14 protein-coding genes and 1 pseudogene are annotated in these 15,863 nt (G+C 55.9%); 13 read left to right on the top strand and 2 right to left on the bottom strand.

What is annotated here, in order from left to right:
* Positions 1-42 precede the first annotated feature (42 nt).
* The 5 genes from DA792_RS16925 (at position 43) to glnT (ending at position 5,172) form a co-directional block, all read left to right on the top strand.
* Positions 43-678, top strand: coding sequence for a helix-turn-helix domain-containing protein (locus tag DA792_RS16925; protein ID WP_107721356.1), 636 nt, complete (start codon positions 43-45; stop codon positions 676-678).
* 189 nt (positions 679-867) lie between these two features.
* Positions 868-1,755: a class II glutamine amidotransferase gene (locus DA792_RS16930; protein ID WP_107722749.1), complete on the top strand. Its 888-nt coding sequence runs from the start codon at positions 868-870 to the stop codon at positions 1,753-1,755.
* Between the two features lie 3 nt (positions 1,756-1,758).
* On the top strand, positions 1,759-2,445 hold the full coding sequence (locus DA792_RS16935; RefSeq protein WP_107721358.1) for a GXGXG domain-containing protein: 687 nt from the start codon (positions 1,759-1,761) through the stop codon (positions 2,443-2,445).
* 10 nt (positions 2,446-2,455) lie between these two features.
* On the top strand, positions 2,456-3,781 hold the full coding sequence (locus tag DA792_RS16940; RefSeq protein WP_009570435.1) for an FMN-binding glutamate synthase family protein: 1,326 nt from the start codon (positions 2,456-2,458) through the stop codon (positions 3,779-3,781).
* Between the two features lie 71 nt (positions 3,782-3,852).
* A complete protein-coding gene (gene glnT, locus DA792_RS16945; RefSeq protein ID WP_107721361.1) occupies positions 3,853-5,172 on the top strand; it encodes a type III glutamate--ammonia ligase in 1,320 nt (439 codons plus the stop codon).
* 55 nt (positions 5,173-5,227) lie between these two features.
* Here glnT and DA792_RS16950 read toward each other — a convergent pair whose 3' ends face one another.
* Together DA792_RS16950 and DA792_RS22880 are read right to left on the bottom strand one after the other, a co-directional pair.
* Positions 5,228-6,010 (bottom strand): GlxA family transcriptional regulator, encoded by a 783-nt coding sequence (locus DA792_RS16950; protein ID WP_254679298.1) that lies wholly within the window; start codon positions 6,008-6,010, stop codon positions 5,228-5,230.
* A 14-nt stretch (positions 6,011-6,024) separates the two neighbouring features.
* Entirely contained in the window at positions 6,025-6,162 is a 138-nt protein-coding gene (locus tag DA792_RS22880) for a hypothetical protein (protein WP_254679299.1), read from the bottom strand.
* A gap of 111 nt (positions 6,163-6,273) precedes the next feature.
* Here DA792_RS22880 and DA792_RS16955 point away from each other — a divergent pair, with 111 nt between their 5' ends.
* The 8 genes and pseudogenes from DA792_RS16955 (at position 6,274) to DA792_RS16990 (ending at position 15,856) form a co-directional block, all read left to right on the top strand.
* The gene (locus DA792_RS16955) at positions 6,274-7,524 is read left to right on the top strand and encodes a sarcosine oxidase subunit beta family protein (RefSeq protein ID WP_107721363.1); all 1,251 of its coding nucleotides are present in this window, start codon (positions 6,274-6,276) and stop codon (positions 7,522-7,524) included.
* A gap of 9 nt (positions 7,525-7,533) precedes the next feature.
* Positions 7,534-7,823: pseudogene (locus DA792_RS16960) on the top strand (sarcosine oxidase subunit delta).
* Positions 7,820-10,765, top strand: a complete 2,946-nt coding sequence (locus tag DA792_RS16965) for a sarcosine oxidase subunit alpha family protein (RefSeq protein WP_107721365.1) — start codon at positions 7,820-7,822, stop codon at positions 10,763-10,765. The pseudogene DA792_RS16960 and the gene DA792_RS16965 overlap by 4 nt, the downstream one beginning before the upstream one ends.
* Positions 10,758-11,318, top strand: a complete 561-nt coding sequence (locus DA792_RS16970; protein ID WP_107721368.1) for a sarcosine oxidase subunit gamma — start codon at positions 10,758-10,760, stop codon at positions 11,316-11,318. The genes DA792_RS16965 and DA792_RS16970 overlap by 8 nt, the downstream gene beginning before the upstream one ends.
* Positions 11,318-12,208 carry a bifunctional methylenetetrahydrofolate dehydrogenase/methenyltetrahydrofolate cyclohydrolase FolD gene (folD, locus tag DA792_RS16975; protein ID WP_107721370.1) on the top strand — a complete coding sequence of 297 codons (891 nt, stop codon included), beginning with the start codon at positions 11,318-11,320 and terminating at the stop codon, positions 12,206-12,208. Before DA792_RS16970 ends, folD begins: the two co-directional genes overlap by 1 nt.
* A 67-nt stretch (positions 12,209-12,275) precedes the next feature.
* Positions 12,276-13,160, top strand: a complete 885-nt coding sequence (purU, locus tag DA792_RS16980) for a formyltetrahydrofolate deformylase (protein ID WP_107721372.1) — start codon at positions 12,276-12,278, stop codon at positions 13,158-13,160.
* Between the two features lie 170 nt (positions 13,161-13,330).
* A complete protein-coding gene (locus tag DA792_RS16985) occupies positions 13,331-14,056 on the top strand; it encodes a FadR/GntR family transcriptional regulator (RefSeq protein ID WP_107721374.1) in 726 nt (241 codons plus the stop codon).
* Between the two features lie 420 nt (positions 14,057-14,476).
* Positions 14,477-15,856 (top strand): ammonium transporter, encoded by a 1,380-nt coding sequence (locus DA792_RS16990; protein ID WP_107721376.1) that lies wholly within the window; start codon positions 14,477-14,479, stop codon positions 15,854-15,856.
* The last annotated feature ends 7 nt before the right edge of the window (positions 15,857-15,863 follow it).

Genomic DNA, 15,863 nt, shown 5'->3' on the forward strand with positions numbered 1-15,863 from the left:
ACAGAGCATAGATTTAAGACCAGTTTCGAGACAGGATTCCGAATGACAAAATCACAAACCACCCTGCAACAAGATCCCCATGCAGTTCGTGAGACCCGTGAAAAGAACCTTGAAGTGGCGATCGGACGCCAGGTGCGTGAGTTGCGCAAGCGACAGCGTATGACGGGCGCAGATCTTGCGGGGCAGGCGGGGCTGTCGGTTGGCATGTTGTCCAAAATCGAAAACGGAGTGATCTCACCCTCTTTGAATACGATTCAAACCCTTGCCAATGCATTGCGGGTGCCGCTGGTTCAACTGTTCTCCGGTTTTGAAGAAGAGCGTGGCTGTATGCATGTGAAAGCGGGCGAGGGTGTTGAAATCGAACGTGCTGGGACTCGCGCAGGGCACCAATACAATCTGTTGGGGCATATTGGCTCAAACAACTCCGGCGTTGTGGTTGAGCCCTATCTCATCACTTTGGACAATGAGAGTGACCGTTTCCCGGCGTTTCAACATGAGGGCATTGAGTTGCTCTATATTCTTGAGGGCGTGATCGACTATCGGCATGGCGATAAGCGGTACATCTTGGAACCGGGCGACTCGCTTTTGTTCGATGCAGATTCGCCGCACGGGCCGGAGGCGCTGATTAAGCTTCCTGCGCGCTATCTTTCGATCATCACCTACCCTCAACAAAAATGATGCGTTCCAAGGAAGTCTGTTTTTTGTGCGACCTTCGCCGCCTTCGCCAGATTTTGCGACATTTGCGGGCAATTCTTTCCTAAATGGAAAAACTTGCTCCTACAGAGAAAAACTTTCTTGATGAGAAATAAGTTTTCCTTTTAATCAGATCATGACGGCGATTGGCCGAAGACTCTGATGGAGGGATATATGTGTGGCATTGTAGGCCTGTTCCTTAAAAAGGACGAACTGCGCCCCAAGCTGGGCGATATGTTGACTGATATGCTGATCACCATGACCGACCGCGGCCCCGACAGTGCCGGGATCGCGATCTATGGGGATGAGACGGGCGGCATCAAAATCACCGTTCAATCGGATACGCCGGAGACAGCATTTGCCGATCTCGACGCCGAGCTGTGCGCGGCAATCGACGGGCCTGTGGCGATCAAGTCAATCAGCACACATGCGGTTCTCACTGTCCCCGCCGGATTGGAGAAAGCAGCAATTGCCTTCCTTGAAGACAAAGGGCTGCGCATCATGGGGTCGGGTGAATCCATGGAGATTTATAAAGAAATCGGACTGCCAAAAGATGTGGCGGCTCGGTTTAACCTGCGCGAGATGGGGGGCAGCCACGGCATCGGCCACACGCGTATGGCAACAGAATCCGCCGTCACAACCATGGGCGCGCACCCGTTTTCGACCGCAGATGACCAGTGCCTCGTGCACAATGGCTCGCTGTCGAACCACAACCAAATGCGCCGCGTTCTGGCGAAAAAAGGTGTGTTCACCCGCTCGGAAAACGACACCGAAGTGGGCGCGGCCTACATTTCCTCCCGCATTGCGGATGGCGCAACGCTTGGCGAGGCTTTGGAAGGCACGCTGAAGGATCTCGATGGGTTCTTTACCTTTGTCACTGGAACGAAAAACGGCTTTGGCGTTGTGCGCGATCCGATCGCCTGCAAGCCCGCCGTCATGGCAGAAACAGACGACTACGTCGCTTTCGCCTCCGAATACCGCGCGTTTGCGGACCTGCCGGGGATTGACGCCGCCCGCGTTTGGGAACCGGAACCTGCAACTGTTTATTTCTGGGAGCGCTAATCCATGACCAATACGCTCGATATGACGCAGACAGAACTGCGCGACATCAACAGCACGCTACAGGCTGCTGCAAAAGCACAGGCAAATGCGGAATATATCATCACCAACCCACGCGGCAGCCACGCGATGGCCTGTGGTCTCGATGGCCCGCTTGATGTGACGATCCAAGGGTCTACCGGCTATTACTGCGCTGGTATGAACAAAGAGGCGACAGTTACCGTCAAAGGGTCCGCTGGTCCCGGTGTCGCCGAAAATATGATGTCTGGCACCGTCACCATCGAAGGCGACGCTTCGCAATATGCGGGTGCAACTGGACATGGCGGTCTCTTGAACATCAAAGGCAATGCTTCGTCGCGCTGTGGTATTTCGATGAAAGGCATCGACATTGTCGTGCATGGGAACATCGGCCACATGTCTGCGTTTATGGCGCAAAAGGGCAACCTTGTGGTGCTGGGCAACGCAGGCGATGCACTTGGTGATAGTCTCTATGAAGCGCGGCTTTTTGTGCGCGGGACGGTGAAATCCCTCGGCGCCGATTGCATCGAAAAAGAGATGCGCTCTGAGCACATCGAGATCCTCAAAGAGCTACTTGAAAAAGCGGGTGCCGATGCAAAGCCCGAAGAGTTCAAACGCTACGGCTCCGCCCGCAAACTCTACAATTTCAACATCGACCACGCAGACGAATACTGAGGAGCGCGACATGGAAAAAACACCACAAACCGAACCGCGCCAGTCGTGGACCTTTTCAAAGGATGTGAATGCTGAAATCCGTCGGGCCGCGGCCACCGGGATTTACGACATCCGTGGCGGTGGCGCGAAACGCCGTGTGCCGCATTTCGATGACCTGTTGTTCATGGGCGCATCAATGTCGCGTTACCCCCTCGAGGGCTACCGTGAGAAATGCGACACCTCCGTGACCCTCGGCACGCGTTTTGCGAAAAAGCCGATTGAATTGAAAATTCCGGTGACCATTGCGGGCATGTCCTTTGGCTCTCTGTCGGGACCGGCAAAAGAGGCGCTGGGCCGCGGTGCGACCCTTGCGGGCACGTCAACCACCACAGGTGACGGCGGCATGACCGAAGAAGAGCGCGGCCATTCCGAGAAACTCGTCTACCAATATCTGCCGTCTCGTTACGGCATGAACCCGGACGATTTGCGCCGCGCTGATGCGATTGAAATCGTGGTGGGGCAGGGCGCGAAACCCGGCGGTGGCGGGATGCTTTTGGGTCAAAAGATCACCGAACGGGTCGCAGGAATGCGCGATCTTCCGGTCGGTATCGACCAACGCTCCGCCTGCCGTCACCCGGATTGGACCGGCCCGGATGATCTTGAGATCAAAATCCTCGAAATCCGCGAAATCACCAATTGGGAAAAGCCGATCTACATCAAAATTGGTGGCGCGCGGCCCTATTACGACACCGCTTTGGCGGTCAAATCCGGTGCCGATGTGGTGGTTTTGGATGGGATGCAGGGCGGTACGGCTGCGACCCAAGACGTGTTCATCGAACATGTCGGTCAGCCCACTTTGGCCTGTATTCGCCCCGCCGTTCAGGCGCTGCAGGACCTCGGGATGCATCGCAAAGTTCAGCTTGTTGTCTCTGGCGGTATTCGCACCGGGGCCGACGTGGCCAAAGCTTTGGCATTGGGCGCGGATGCGGTGTCCATCGGGACGGCGGCTCTCATCGCGTTGGGGGACAATGACCCGAAATGGGAATCTGAGTATCAAAAACTCGGCACAACCACTGGGGCCTACGATGATTGGCATGAAGGTCGCGACCCGGCCGGTATCACCACCCAAGACCCTGAGTTGATGAAGCGCCTCGATCCGGTCGCAGCCGGGCGTCGTTTGCAAAATTACCTCAATGTGCTGACCTTGGAATGCCAAACACTGGCCCGTGCCTGTGGTCACAACCATGTTCACAATCTTGAGCCAGAGGATCTTTGTGCTCTGACCATGGAAGCCGCCGCAATGGCCCAAGTGCCGCTTGCGGGGACCAATTGGTATCCGGGCAAACCGGGCTTTTGAGCCAGCGATAAAAGGGGAGGGGCCATGTGCCCCTCATCCTGCCAACAGGGACTAGAAAAAAGGACAAGACGATGAGCGTTCTTGCAGATTTCGCCGCAAAGACCGGCGTAAAATATTTCATGATTTCCTATACCGACCTCTTTGGTGGGCAGCGGGCCAAGCTCGTGCCTGCACAGGCGATTGCCGATATGGAAGAAGACGGCGCAGGTTTTGCCGGTTTCGCAACCTGGCTTGATTTGACGCCCGCACACCCAGACATGTTGGCCGTGCCGGATGCCTCCGCCGTGATCCAATTGCCATGGAAACCTGATGTTGCCTGGGTGCCCGCCGATTGCGTCATGGAGGGCACTCCCGTAGAACAAGCGCCGCGCAACGTGTTGAAGAAACTCGTCGCACAGGCTGCTGAAGCCGGCCTTCGGGTCAAAACCGGGATCGAAGCGGAGTTCTTTCTTTTGACGCCCGAGGGTGATCAGATTTCCGACCCTTTCGATACGGCGGCAAAGCCATGTTACGATCAACAGGCGGTGATGCGCCGCTATGATGTGATTGCCGAAATCTGCGATTACATGTTGGAAATGGGCTGGGGCCCGTATCAAAACGACCACGAAGACGCCAATGGTCAGTTCGAAATGAACTGGGATTTTGACGACGCACTCGTCACAGCCGACCGTCACAGCTTCTTTAAATTCATGGTTAAATCCGTGGCCGAAAAGCACGGATTGCGGGCAACCTTTATGCCGAAACCGATCGAAGGTCTGACCGGGAACGGCTGTCACGCGCATATTTCGGTCTGGGATTTGGATGGTAAAACCAATGCCTTTGCCTCAAAAGACGGCAAAGGTCAGGTGGGCGAAGTTGGCCTCTCTGAGCAGGGTGGGTATTTTCTTGGCGGCATTATGAAACATGCCGAAGCCTTGGCGGCGATCACCAACCCAACGGTGAATTCCTACAAACGCATCAGCGCGCCACGCACGATTTCTGGTGCAACATGGGCGCCGAATTCGGTCACATGGACCGGCAACAACCGCACCCATATGGTGCGCGTACCGGGGCCGGGCCGTTTTGAATTACGCCTGCCGGATGGGGCGGTAAACCCCTATCTGTTGCAAGCCGTGATCATCGCCGCTGGCCTGTCTGGCATCAACTCCAAAGCTGATCCCGGTCAGCGCTACGACATCGACATGTATGCCGAAGGTCACCTTGTCAAAGACGCACCTCGTTTGCCTTTGAACCTGCTCGACGCGATCCGCGCCTATGACGAGGACGAAGGTTTGAAAGCCATGATGGGGACCAATTTCTCGACCTCTTATTCCAAGATGAAGATGCAGGAATGGAATTCCTTTGTCTCCCACTTCTCGCGTTGGGAGCGCGAGAACACGCTTGATATATAAGCGTTTTCCTCTTCCCAGTTCCCCTTTAGCGGCCCCTTCGGGGGCCGTTTTTTTGTCAGTGCCTGCGCAGCGCCGAGGGCGGTTGACCAAACTGGCGGCGGAAGCTTTCGGAAAAATGCGCCTGACTGACAAATCCGGTCATCATCGCGATTTCCCCAATGCGCAATTGGGACTGGCGCAGCAAATCTCGTGCAGTCTCAAGACGAATGTCGCGATAGGTTTCCATGACAGAACTGCCGAGGCATTCGGTGAATTGTCGCTGCAATTGTCGCGAAGAAAGCCCCGATAACTCAGAGAGTTGAGTGATGTCGAGCGGATCCGCAATATGAGATTCCATCAATTCAATCGCCGCCAACACAGGACGAGGCAACGCACCATAGCGCGCCGCAATGCTGGCCTGTTGTGGTGCCTCAGACAGCCGCACTTCGGTTTGAATAAACCAGTCGCTGATCCGTTGGGCAAAACCGACCCCATGATCACGCGAAATGATGGCATGCATCATATCCAACGGCGCGGTCCCTCCGGCGCAAGTGTAACGATCACGGTCAATTACGAACAAACGGCGCTCAAGCAGGAGCTTTGGAAACAGTTTTTGAATGTCCTCATAGTGATGCCAATGCAGGGTGAAGCGTCGATTGTCCAAAAGCCCCGCCTTGGCCAAAATCGCCGCCCCACCTGAGATGCCGCCAAGAGCTGCGCCCGCTCGCGACACACGCCGCAACCATGTCTCTAATTCAGGGTCATTGACGGCCAAAGGGTCGCCGCCCGCCACCACAAACACAAGATCGAAATCGGTTCCGGCTGTAAGCAATGGCGTTGTTTCAAACGTGCTCCCCACAGAGGAGCGGACCCTTACGTTTCGGGGGACAAAACCTGAATATTGTAGAGAGGTTCAGAGCCAAAAAGATTGGCCGCGCGCAACGGTTCAAGCGCTGCTGCCGTGGACATAAGGGCGTGGCCTTCGAGCAAGACGAATCCGATTTTTTTCATGTGCGAACGACCCCAATGTTTTGTCTCAATAAGGAAAATAAATGTCTTTTAAAGAAAAGAATAGGGGCAATTTACAGGGTAAAACTGTCTTAGTCGAATGGAGCGATATGCATGAAATTCTCCGGATTTAAGGTCATCAAAGAGGCTCTGACAGGCCACAAAGGGTGGAAACCCTTGTGGCGAGATCCCGAGCCGCAATCAGACTACGACATCATCATCGTTGGTGGCGGCGGACATGGGCTTGCCACGGCATTTTATCTTGCCAAGACCTTTGGTCAGGCGCGGATTGCTGTGCTCGAAAAGGGCTGGCTTGGGTCGGGCAATATTGGCCGAAACACCACCATCATACGCTCTAACTATCTGTTGCCGGGCAATGAGCCATTCTACGAATTCTCGATGAAACTTTGGGAAAATCTGGAACAAGAAACCAATTTCAACTCCATGGTTAGTCAGCGTGGGATCATCAACCTGATCCACACCGACGCACAACGCGATGCCTATCGTCGGCGTGGAAATGCGATGCGGTTTGCCGGCGCGGATTCGGTGCTTTTGTCGCGTGAAGAGTTGCGTGAGAAGGTGCCGTTTTTGAACTATGATAACGCGCGCTTCCCGATCAAAGGCGGGTTGATGCAGCCGCGTGCGGGTACGGCGCGTCACGATGGAGTGGCTTGGGGCTATGCACGCGGGGCAGACATGCGCGGCGTCGATATCATCCAGAATTGCGAAGTCACCGGGTTCAAAATCGAAGCTGGCAAAGTCTTGGGCGTTGAAACCTCGCGCGGCTTTATCGGCGCCCAAAAAGTCGGCGTGGCCGTGGCAGGTTCGTCCAGTCGCGTCATGTCGATGGCTGGAATGCGCCTGCCGATCGAAAGCCATGTGCTTCAGGCCTTTGTCTCCGAAGGTCTTAAACCGACCATACCTGGCGTGATTACATTCGGTGCCGGGCATTTTTACATCAGTCAATCTGACAAAGGTGGGCTTGTGTTTGGTGGCGACATCGACGGCTATAACTCCTACGCTCAACGCGGCAATCTTCCGGTGATCGAAGATGTGCTCGAAGGTGGCATGGCGCTTATGCCGATGATCGGCCGCGCCCGGCTTTTGCGCGGGTGGGGCGGCGTGATGGATATGTCGATGGACGGGTCTCCGATCATTGATCGCACCGGTGTCGAAGGTCTCTATTTCAACGGCGGCTGGTGTTACGGCGGGTTCAAAGCGACGCCGGCCTCAGGCTATGCCTTCGCGCACTTACTCGCCACTGATCGTCCGCACGACACCGCCAAAGCCTACCGTCTTGATCGTTTTGCCAAGGGCTACGTCATTGATGAACGTGGCGCTGGCGCTCAGCCCAACTTGCATTGAGGTCCACAGATGTTGATCCCTCATCCCCTTCTCGGCCTACGCGATGCTCAGGAGTTCACCTATCTGGGTGATGCGAACCTGATGAACCGTCCAGACCCAAGTGCCCCGATGCTGAAGCGGCGCTTTGCGACTATGTGTTCTTGCGAGACAACCCGGCGGGCGTGCACCGCGAACTTTGGTACCACGAACAAGGCGACCGGAGTTGGCTTGTCGTCACGCGCAACACAGTGACCCATGAAATTCTCAGTGCAGAGCTCGCCTCTGACGTGGCTTTGGCACATAGAGAGGGATCAAAATGACGCGTTTGTCCGGCGGTCTGATTGACCGGAACTCCTCCTTTTCTTTCACCTTTGACGGCAAAACCTATACAGGCCACGCGGGCGACACCTTGGCCTCCGCTTTGCTGGCCAATGGGGTGCGCCTCATGGGCCGCAGCTTTAAATATCACCGCCCGCGTGGCGTTGTGGCGGCGGGATCAGAAGAACCTAACGCCATGGTTGAGCTGCGCAGCGGAGCGCGCACCGAGCCGAATACACGCGCCACGGTGGCCGAATTGTACGATGGTCTGGTCGCCAAATCACAAAACCGCATCGGCTCTTTGGCCTTTGATGCACTTGGCATGAACGACTATTTCGCGCCATTCTTTGCGGCCGGGTTTTACTACAAAACGTTCATGTGGCCGCGTGCTTTTTGGGAAAAACTCTACGAACCAATGATCCGTCGTGCGGCAGGTTTGGGGAGCCTGTCGATGCAGGCCGATCCAGACAGTTATGACAAAGGTTTTTTGCATTGCGATGTCTTGGTCATTGGTGGAGGTGCAGCGGGTCTTGCGGCAGCTTTGACGGCGGCACGCACGGGCGCACAGGTCATTTTATGTGACGAAGACTTCCGTTTGGGTGGTCGCCTTTTGTCCGAAAGCCATAGGCTTGATGGTGCGCCCGCAACGGATTGGATTTCGGCGCTTGAAGCTGAGTTCGAGACTTTGCCAAACCTGCGCATCATGCGACGGACCACAGTGTTTGGGGTCTATGATCACGGGATTTACGGCGCGGTTGAACGTGTCTCCGATCACGTGGCTGAACCGGGCAATAAGGTGCGTCAAACTCTTTGGCGCATCACCGCGAAACGTGCGGTTTTGGCGGCGGGCGCGACCGAGCGGCACATTCCCTTTGCCGATAATGACCGCCCGGGCGTGATGTTGGGCGGTGCGATGCGAGCCTATGCCAACCGTTGGGCCGTTGCTCCGACCAAGTCCATCACAGACCCTGTGGCGATCTTTACCAATAACGACGATGGCCACCGTACGGCGCTTGATTTGATGTCGAAAAATGTCCCAATTTTGGGTGTGATCGACAGTCGTGAAAATGCGACGAGCTTTGGCGATTACGACCTCTTCGCGGGGTCTATGGTGACCGGCACGAAAGGGCGTCTTGGCCTAAAAGAGATCGAAATCACCAAAGATGGCACCGCCTCTTGGCATAAATGTGCATCCCTTGGTGTGGCGGGCGGCTGGAACCCGAATGTGCATCTTGCGTCACATCATCGTGGTCGTCCGGTTTGGGATGACACCCTTTTGAGCTTTGTTCCAAGCGGCGATGGTCCGGCGGGGTTGATCCCAGCGGGCGCATGCGCCGGGTTGGGCAGCACCGCAAAGGCACTCGCCGATGGCGCAAAAGCGGCGCGCGCCGCCTTGAGCGCATTGGGCATGAAAGCCCCCGAGATCGCCTTGCCGGACGCAGAGGACATGGCCGTATCGCAAGCTGATTTCTGGTATGTGCCTGGCAAAAAACGCGCTTGGGTCGATTTCCAAAACGATGTGACGGTCAAAGACATCGCATTGGCGCATAAAGAAAACATGAAGCCAGTGGAGCATCTTAAACGCTGGACCACCCTTGGCATGGCGACGGATCAGGGCAAAACGTCGAACGTCTCCGCGTTGGCTGTTATGGCCGAACTCACCGGGAAATCCATTCCTGAAACCGGAACAACGATCTTTCGGCCTCCTTACACCGGCGTGTCCTTGTCCGTGTTGGGGGGCGGGGATACAGGCGTTAATTTCCGTCCGCGCCGCCTCACCCCGACCCACAGTTGGGCCAAGTCGCAAGGCGCGGAATTTGTCGAAGTTGGCCAATGGATGCGGGCACAGTATTTCCCGCAAAAAGGCGAGGCCGATTGGCGTGAAAGCGTCGATCGCGAAGCCAAAGCCGTGCGCGCGGGTGTTGGACTGTGTGACGTGACCACGCTGGGTAAAGTCGACGTGCAAGGCGCGGATGCCGGGGAATTTCTGAACCGGATGTATTCCAACATGATGGGCACCGTTGCGGTTGGCAAAGTGCGTTATGGTCTTATGCTGCGCGAAGACGGGTTTGCCTATGATGACGGCACCTGCGCGCGGCTGAGTGAGGATCACTACGTTGTCACCACCACGACCGCGAACGCCGGACTGGTGTATCGCAATATGGAATTCGCGCGGCAATGCCTCTGGCCGGATCTTGATGTCCAACTGATTTCTACAACCGATGCCTGGGCGCAAATCGCCGTGGCTGGCCCTAAATCTCGGGTACTCCTGAAGCGCATTGTGGATGCGTTTGACCTGTCCAACGAGGCCTTTCCCTTTATGGGCTGCGCAGAACTTACGGTTTGCAAAGGCCTACGTGCGCGGTTGTTTCGGATCTCGTTTTCTGGCGAGCTGGCCTATGAAATCGCGGTCCCTGCACGTTATGGCAATGCCTTGATGGCGCGGCTGATGGAGCTTGGCTCTGATCTGGGCGCAACACCTTATGGCACCGAAGCCTTGGCTGTGTTGCGGATCGAAAAAGGTCACGCCGCCGGGGCGGAACTCAATGGCCAAACCACCGCCACTATGCTGGGTTTGGGTCGTATGGTCTCCGCGAAAAAGGACTCGATTGGTGCTGTGATGTCGCGTCGCGAGGGCCTCGCAAGCGATGCGCGCCGCCTTGTTGGGCTGCAACCCGTTGGTACAACAGAACGCCTGATGGCCGGGTCGCATCTTTTCACTCAAGGGGCGGAACAGACCACCGAAACGGATCAAGGTTGGGTCACCTCCGCCTGCTATTCGCCACATGTCGGGGCCTATATCGGTCTTGGATATCTTGAAAACGGGGACACGCGGATGAATGAGGAAATCATCGCCGCCAACCCGCTTGAGGGCCGTGAAATGCGCCTGCGCGTTGTTCCCGCCCATTTTGTTGATCCAGAAGGGGAGCGGCTCCGTGACTGATCTGACACCCATCACCGCCTTGGGCGGAACCATCGCCCGCGTTGAAACCTATGGCGCGCTGAGCTTGGCTGAAAACCCCGCTATGGCGCTTGCCTCCCTGGCGTTGCGTAAGGGCCAATCGGTGCCGTCGCCCTTTGCGATGACATTGCCTGAACCGGGAAAATGGACCCAATCAGGCGCGATTGGGCTCTATTGGACGGCGAAAGGTCAATGGATGGTCGAGGCTGAAGGTCGTGCAGAGGAAGACTTTGCGCGGGTCTTGAAGGCCGAAGTGCCCGAGGCCTCTGTGACGGAGCAGACTGACGGTTGGGCCGTGATTGAAATTACCTCATCAAAAGGGGCCGCCCCGATCAAAGCACTGCTTGAGAAGCTCGTGAACCTTGATGTGGAGGCATTTACCCAAGGGTCGGCTCTGCGCACCGGGCTTGAACATATGAGCGTTTTCCTGATCCGTCGGGCCGAAGATCGGCTGGCGTTTTGGGGGATGCGCTCATCGACTGAAACGCTGTGGCACACCCTTGCGGTGGCTGCGCGCCGATTGGAGGACATTTGATGTCTGCACAACTCATCGACGGCAAAGCCTTTGCCGCCACCGTGCGTGAAAAAGTTGCGACACAGGTTGGAAAACTCAAAGAGGTCCATGGCATCACGCCGGGATTGGCCGTGGTCTTGGTTGGCGAAGATCCAGCCTCCGAAGTCTATGTGCGCAACAAGGGCAAACAGACCCATGAGTGCGGCATGAATTCCTATGAACATAAGCTCCCGGCGGACACGTCCGAGGCGGATTTGCTAACGCTGATTGAAACTTTGAACGCCGATCCGGCGGTGCATGGCATTTTGGTGCAACTGCCATTGCCGGACCATCTCGACAGTGATCTGGTGATCAACGCGATTGACCCCGCAAAGGATGTGGATGGGTTTCATATTTCCAATGTCGGTCTTTTGGCCACCGGACAAAAAGCGATGGTGCCGTGCACGCCGCTTGGCTGTTTGATGATGCTGCGGGATCATTACGGTAGCCTGTCTGGTCTGAACGCTGTTGTGGTTGGACGCTCCAACATCGTGGGGAAACCGATGGCGCAGCTTTTGCTGCGTGATAGTTGCACCGTGACCATTGCGCACAGCCGCACGAAAGACATCGCAGAGGTGTGTCGCGGCGCGGACATCCTTGTTGCCGCTGTGGGGCGTCCCGAAATGATCCCCGGAGCGTGGGTCAAGCCGGGTGCGACCGTGATTGACGTGGGCATCAACCGGATCGAACGCGACGGCAAACGCAAACTTGTCGGCGATGTGGATTTCACCAGTGCTGTTGAGGTGGCGGGTGCCATCACGCCTGTACCCGGTGGCGTTGGTCCGATGACCATTGCTTGTCTGCTTGCCAATACACTGACCGCCTGTTGCCGCGCGCATGATTTGCCCGAGCCCAGCGATCTGACCGCTTGATTTCGAAAAATAACAGACGAACCGAAAGCCCGCAGGGGCGAGGTTCGCGATCCAACAGGAGACCCTGATGACCAAATATTGCCTCACCGTAACCTGCCCCACATCCCGCGGTATCGTCGCGGCCATTTCCACGTTTCTGTCCGAGATGGGCTGTAACATCACCGACAGTTCGCAGTTTGACGATGTGGAAACCGGAAAGTTTTTCATGCGTGTCAGCTTTGTGTCGGAGGACGGGCTTGATGATGTGGCGCTCGCAAAAGATTTTGACGAGATCGCCAAATCTTTTAGCATGACCTATGCTTTCCATGATGAGAGCGAAAAGATGAAAGTCGTGATCATGGTGTCACGCTTTGGTCACTGTCTCAACGATCTGCTCTATCGTTGGCGCATTGGTGCTTTGCCGATTGAGATCGTCGCAGTTATTTCAAATCACATGGATTATCAAAAGGTTGTCGTCAATCACGATATCCCGTTCCATTGCATTCCAGTGACCAAAGAGAACAAACCTGTGGCCGAAGCTGCCATCATGAAAGTGGTCGAAGACACCGGCGCGGAACTGATCGTTTTGGCGCGCTATATGCAGATCCTTTCGGATGCGATGTGCCAGAAAATGTCCGGTCGGATCATCAACATCCACCACTCGTTCTTGCCGTCGTTCAAAGGCGCAAACCCGTATAAACAGGCCTATGAGCGTGGTGTGAAATTGATCGGCGCGACCTCGCATTATGTCACCGCTGATCTCGACGAAGGTCCGATCATCGAACAGGACATTGTGCGCATCACCCATGCTCAATCGGCGGCGGATTATGTGTCGCTCGGCCGTGATGTTGAAAGTCAGGCGCTTGCCCGTGCGATTCATGCCCACGCCAATCACCGTGCGTTCCAAAACGGCAATAAAACCGTGGTTTTCCCGGCCAGCCCAGGCTCCTACTCTTCCGAACGGATGGGCTAACAGCCGCATCAACCCCATGGTCTTTTAGGGCATTACCACGCCCAAAGAGACCAAAACATGCCCCGCCCCTCTCCCCTGAGGGTGGGGCATGCGTTCTTGGTCTGGATTTCGCCTCAGCGAAGGCGTTATCTTGTACCGCGTTCCAATCGGCGCGGGCAAAGGACCAAAACGTGACAAACTCTCCCAAAGCATCGACCCTGACCGGACCAGCGCAGTCTTTGCCCGGTGCCACTGTGCGCTATGTGATTGATACGTTGAGCACGCGCATTGCGGCACAGGAATTTGCTCTTGATGAGCGCTTGCCATCTGAGCGCCAGCTTTCGCAGGATTTGGGTGTGGCGCGCAACACCGTGCGCGAGGCGTTGGACCACCTTGAACTGCGCGGTATGATTCGTCGTCGGGCGGGATCAGGGTCCTTCGTGACGTTTAATCCGGGTGGATCGAGCCAAGCGCTCTCAACTGTTGCCGCAGAGACGGGCCCCTTACATCTTCAGGCGGTGCGCGGGATTTTCGAACCGGAAATGGTGCGCCTCGCCATCATATCCATGTCGCCGAAACAGATCGACGCCCTGTCCGAAGTCTTGTCAAAAATGGAAACGGTTCAAGCGGATGCGCTGGCTTTTGTGCGTCTCGAAGAAGAATTTCACCGGATGATCGCCGAAGGTACAGGCAATCCGCTTTTGGTGGCCTGCTATAATCTGGTGATTGATGCGCGCCGTCAGGCCTTTCGCGCCGCAATGTACCGCCGCCATCTGACGCCCGCGCGGATCGCGACCTACCAGCGCGGCTACAATGGGCTGTTCAATGCCATCGCTGCGCGCGACATCGAAGAGGCCACAGAATTCATGAAGCTCTCTTTGATCGAAGACCAAAAGCTTTTACTGCAAGACGAATAATTGGTTCCCTGAGTGGACTGAAATCCTCTCCGCAACAGCCTCTCTTTAAGCCAATTTTCTGATCGGCCAATTGCTACAAAAGCATTGGTCGCTTCTGTCTCCAATGGCGGATTTTTTGCGCATTTTCGGATCGTCTTATGGGAAATAGGGGATTCGCATGTTTCCCCTATTTTTATTGGTGCCTTCAATCTCAGCCTCCGCGTTTTTGCGGGCTGCGTAATAATTGCCCATTTGGGGGTGCGGATGTCTGATTTGTCCTAAAATTTGGGTTTCATGAAATTCCCACGGAGAAAAAATGTTGACCTGTAGTGATTGTTTCGCGTGAACTTGATCTATCCGGGATACCAATTTCGGAATTGGTTCAGGCCAAAATAGGGCTGGCCATTCAATAACGACCTCCACAGGACAGGGAGATCTCAAGTGGAACAGGACCTTGCATCTTTGGCCGCCGCAGTGGCGGAACTCAAAGGCAGCGTAGCCGCAACGAACGGCACGTTTTCCGAGACTTTTTACTTTTTGACGATCCCGCTCATGGTGCTCATCCATGCCGGGTTCCTCGCATATGAAATGGGCGCATCGCGTTCGAAAAACGCATTGGCATCCGGGATCAAAAACATCCTCGCCTTCGCGCTGATCGTGCCCTTTTTCTATTTTATCGGCTGGTGGATCTATTGGGCGTTCCCGACAGGTCTTTCGCTGTCTGAAGGTGCGATGGGCATCTCTGGGCTGGCCTACGCCAATGACGTGGCTTTGCCATGGAGCCAATACATGGGGCCAAACCTTGATGATCGCTCTTCTGGCGTGTTCTGGGGGGCTTTCGTGCTTTTCGCGGCGACCACCGCGTCCATCCTTTCGGGCGGCGTGATTGAGCGGATCAAACTCACCGGCTTTGTGGTTTTGGCGATTGCTTTGGGATCCTTTGTTTGGATTCTTGCGGCCGCTTGGGGCTGGCACGCAGATGGTTGGCTCGTCACCAAATTTGGCTACCATGACTTCGGTGCCGCAGGTGTCGTGCACATGATCGCGGGGTTCTTCTCCCTCGGTGTGATCATCAATCTTGGGCCGCGGATCGGCAAATTCAACGCCGATGGCTCTGCCAACAACATCCCGGGCCACTCTATGCCAATGACCTTGATCGGGCTTATGCTGATCATCGCCGGCTTCTGGGGCTTCCTCATGGGTTGTGTCATCGTTCCGGGCGAAGCCTGGTCTTGGGGCACTGAAATCGAAGCCACGATCTATGGCACTCCAATGACCATCTCCGGCATGACTTTCAACACGTTGATGGGCTTCTCCGGCGGTATCGTTGGTGCTTGGATGATCACACGCGATCCGTTCTGGATGATGTCCGGCGCGCTTGGTGGGATCATTTCCTGTGCGGCGGGTCTCGACCTTTGGTATCCGCCCATGGCCTTTGCCATCGGCTTCATCGGTGCAGTTGCTATGCCGTTTGTCGCCTCCTTCATCGAAAAACGCGGCATCGACGACGCCGTGGGTGCCTTTGCAGTGCACGGTTTCTTGGGCATGTGGGGTTTGCTTGCGGTCGGTATCGCGGCTCAGGGCTACCCGGCTTTGTTTGGCGAAGATGTCATCGAGACCTCCTTTATGGGTCAGCTCGTTGGTGTCGTTGTCATGGGCGCTTTGGGCTTTGTTCCCGGCTACGTGATCTCTTGGCTTTTGAAAGTGACCGGCCAGTTGCGCGTCCCGAAAGAGGCAGAACTCCTTGGCCTCGACGCCGTCAAAGTTCCGGCTTCCGCCTATCCCGAAGCCATTCACCCCTCTGTCAGCCCTGCTGAATAACGCAGGG

Origin of the sequence: Celeribacter baekdonensis, from assembly GCF_003047105.1 — a bacterium.
GTDB classification, from domain to species: Bacteria; Pseudomonadota; Alphaproteobacteria; order Rhodobacterales; family Rhodobacteraceae; genus Celeribacter; species Celeribacter baekdonensis_B.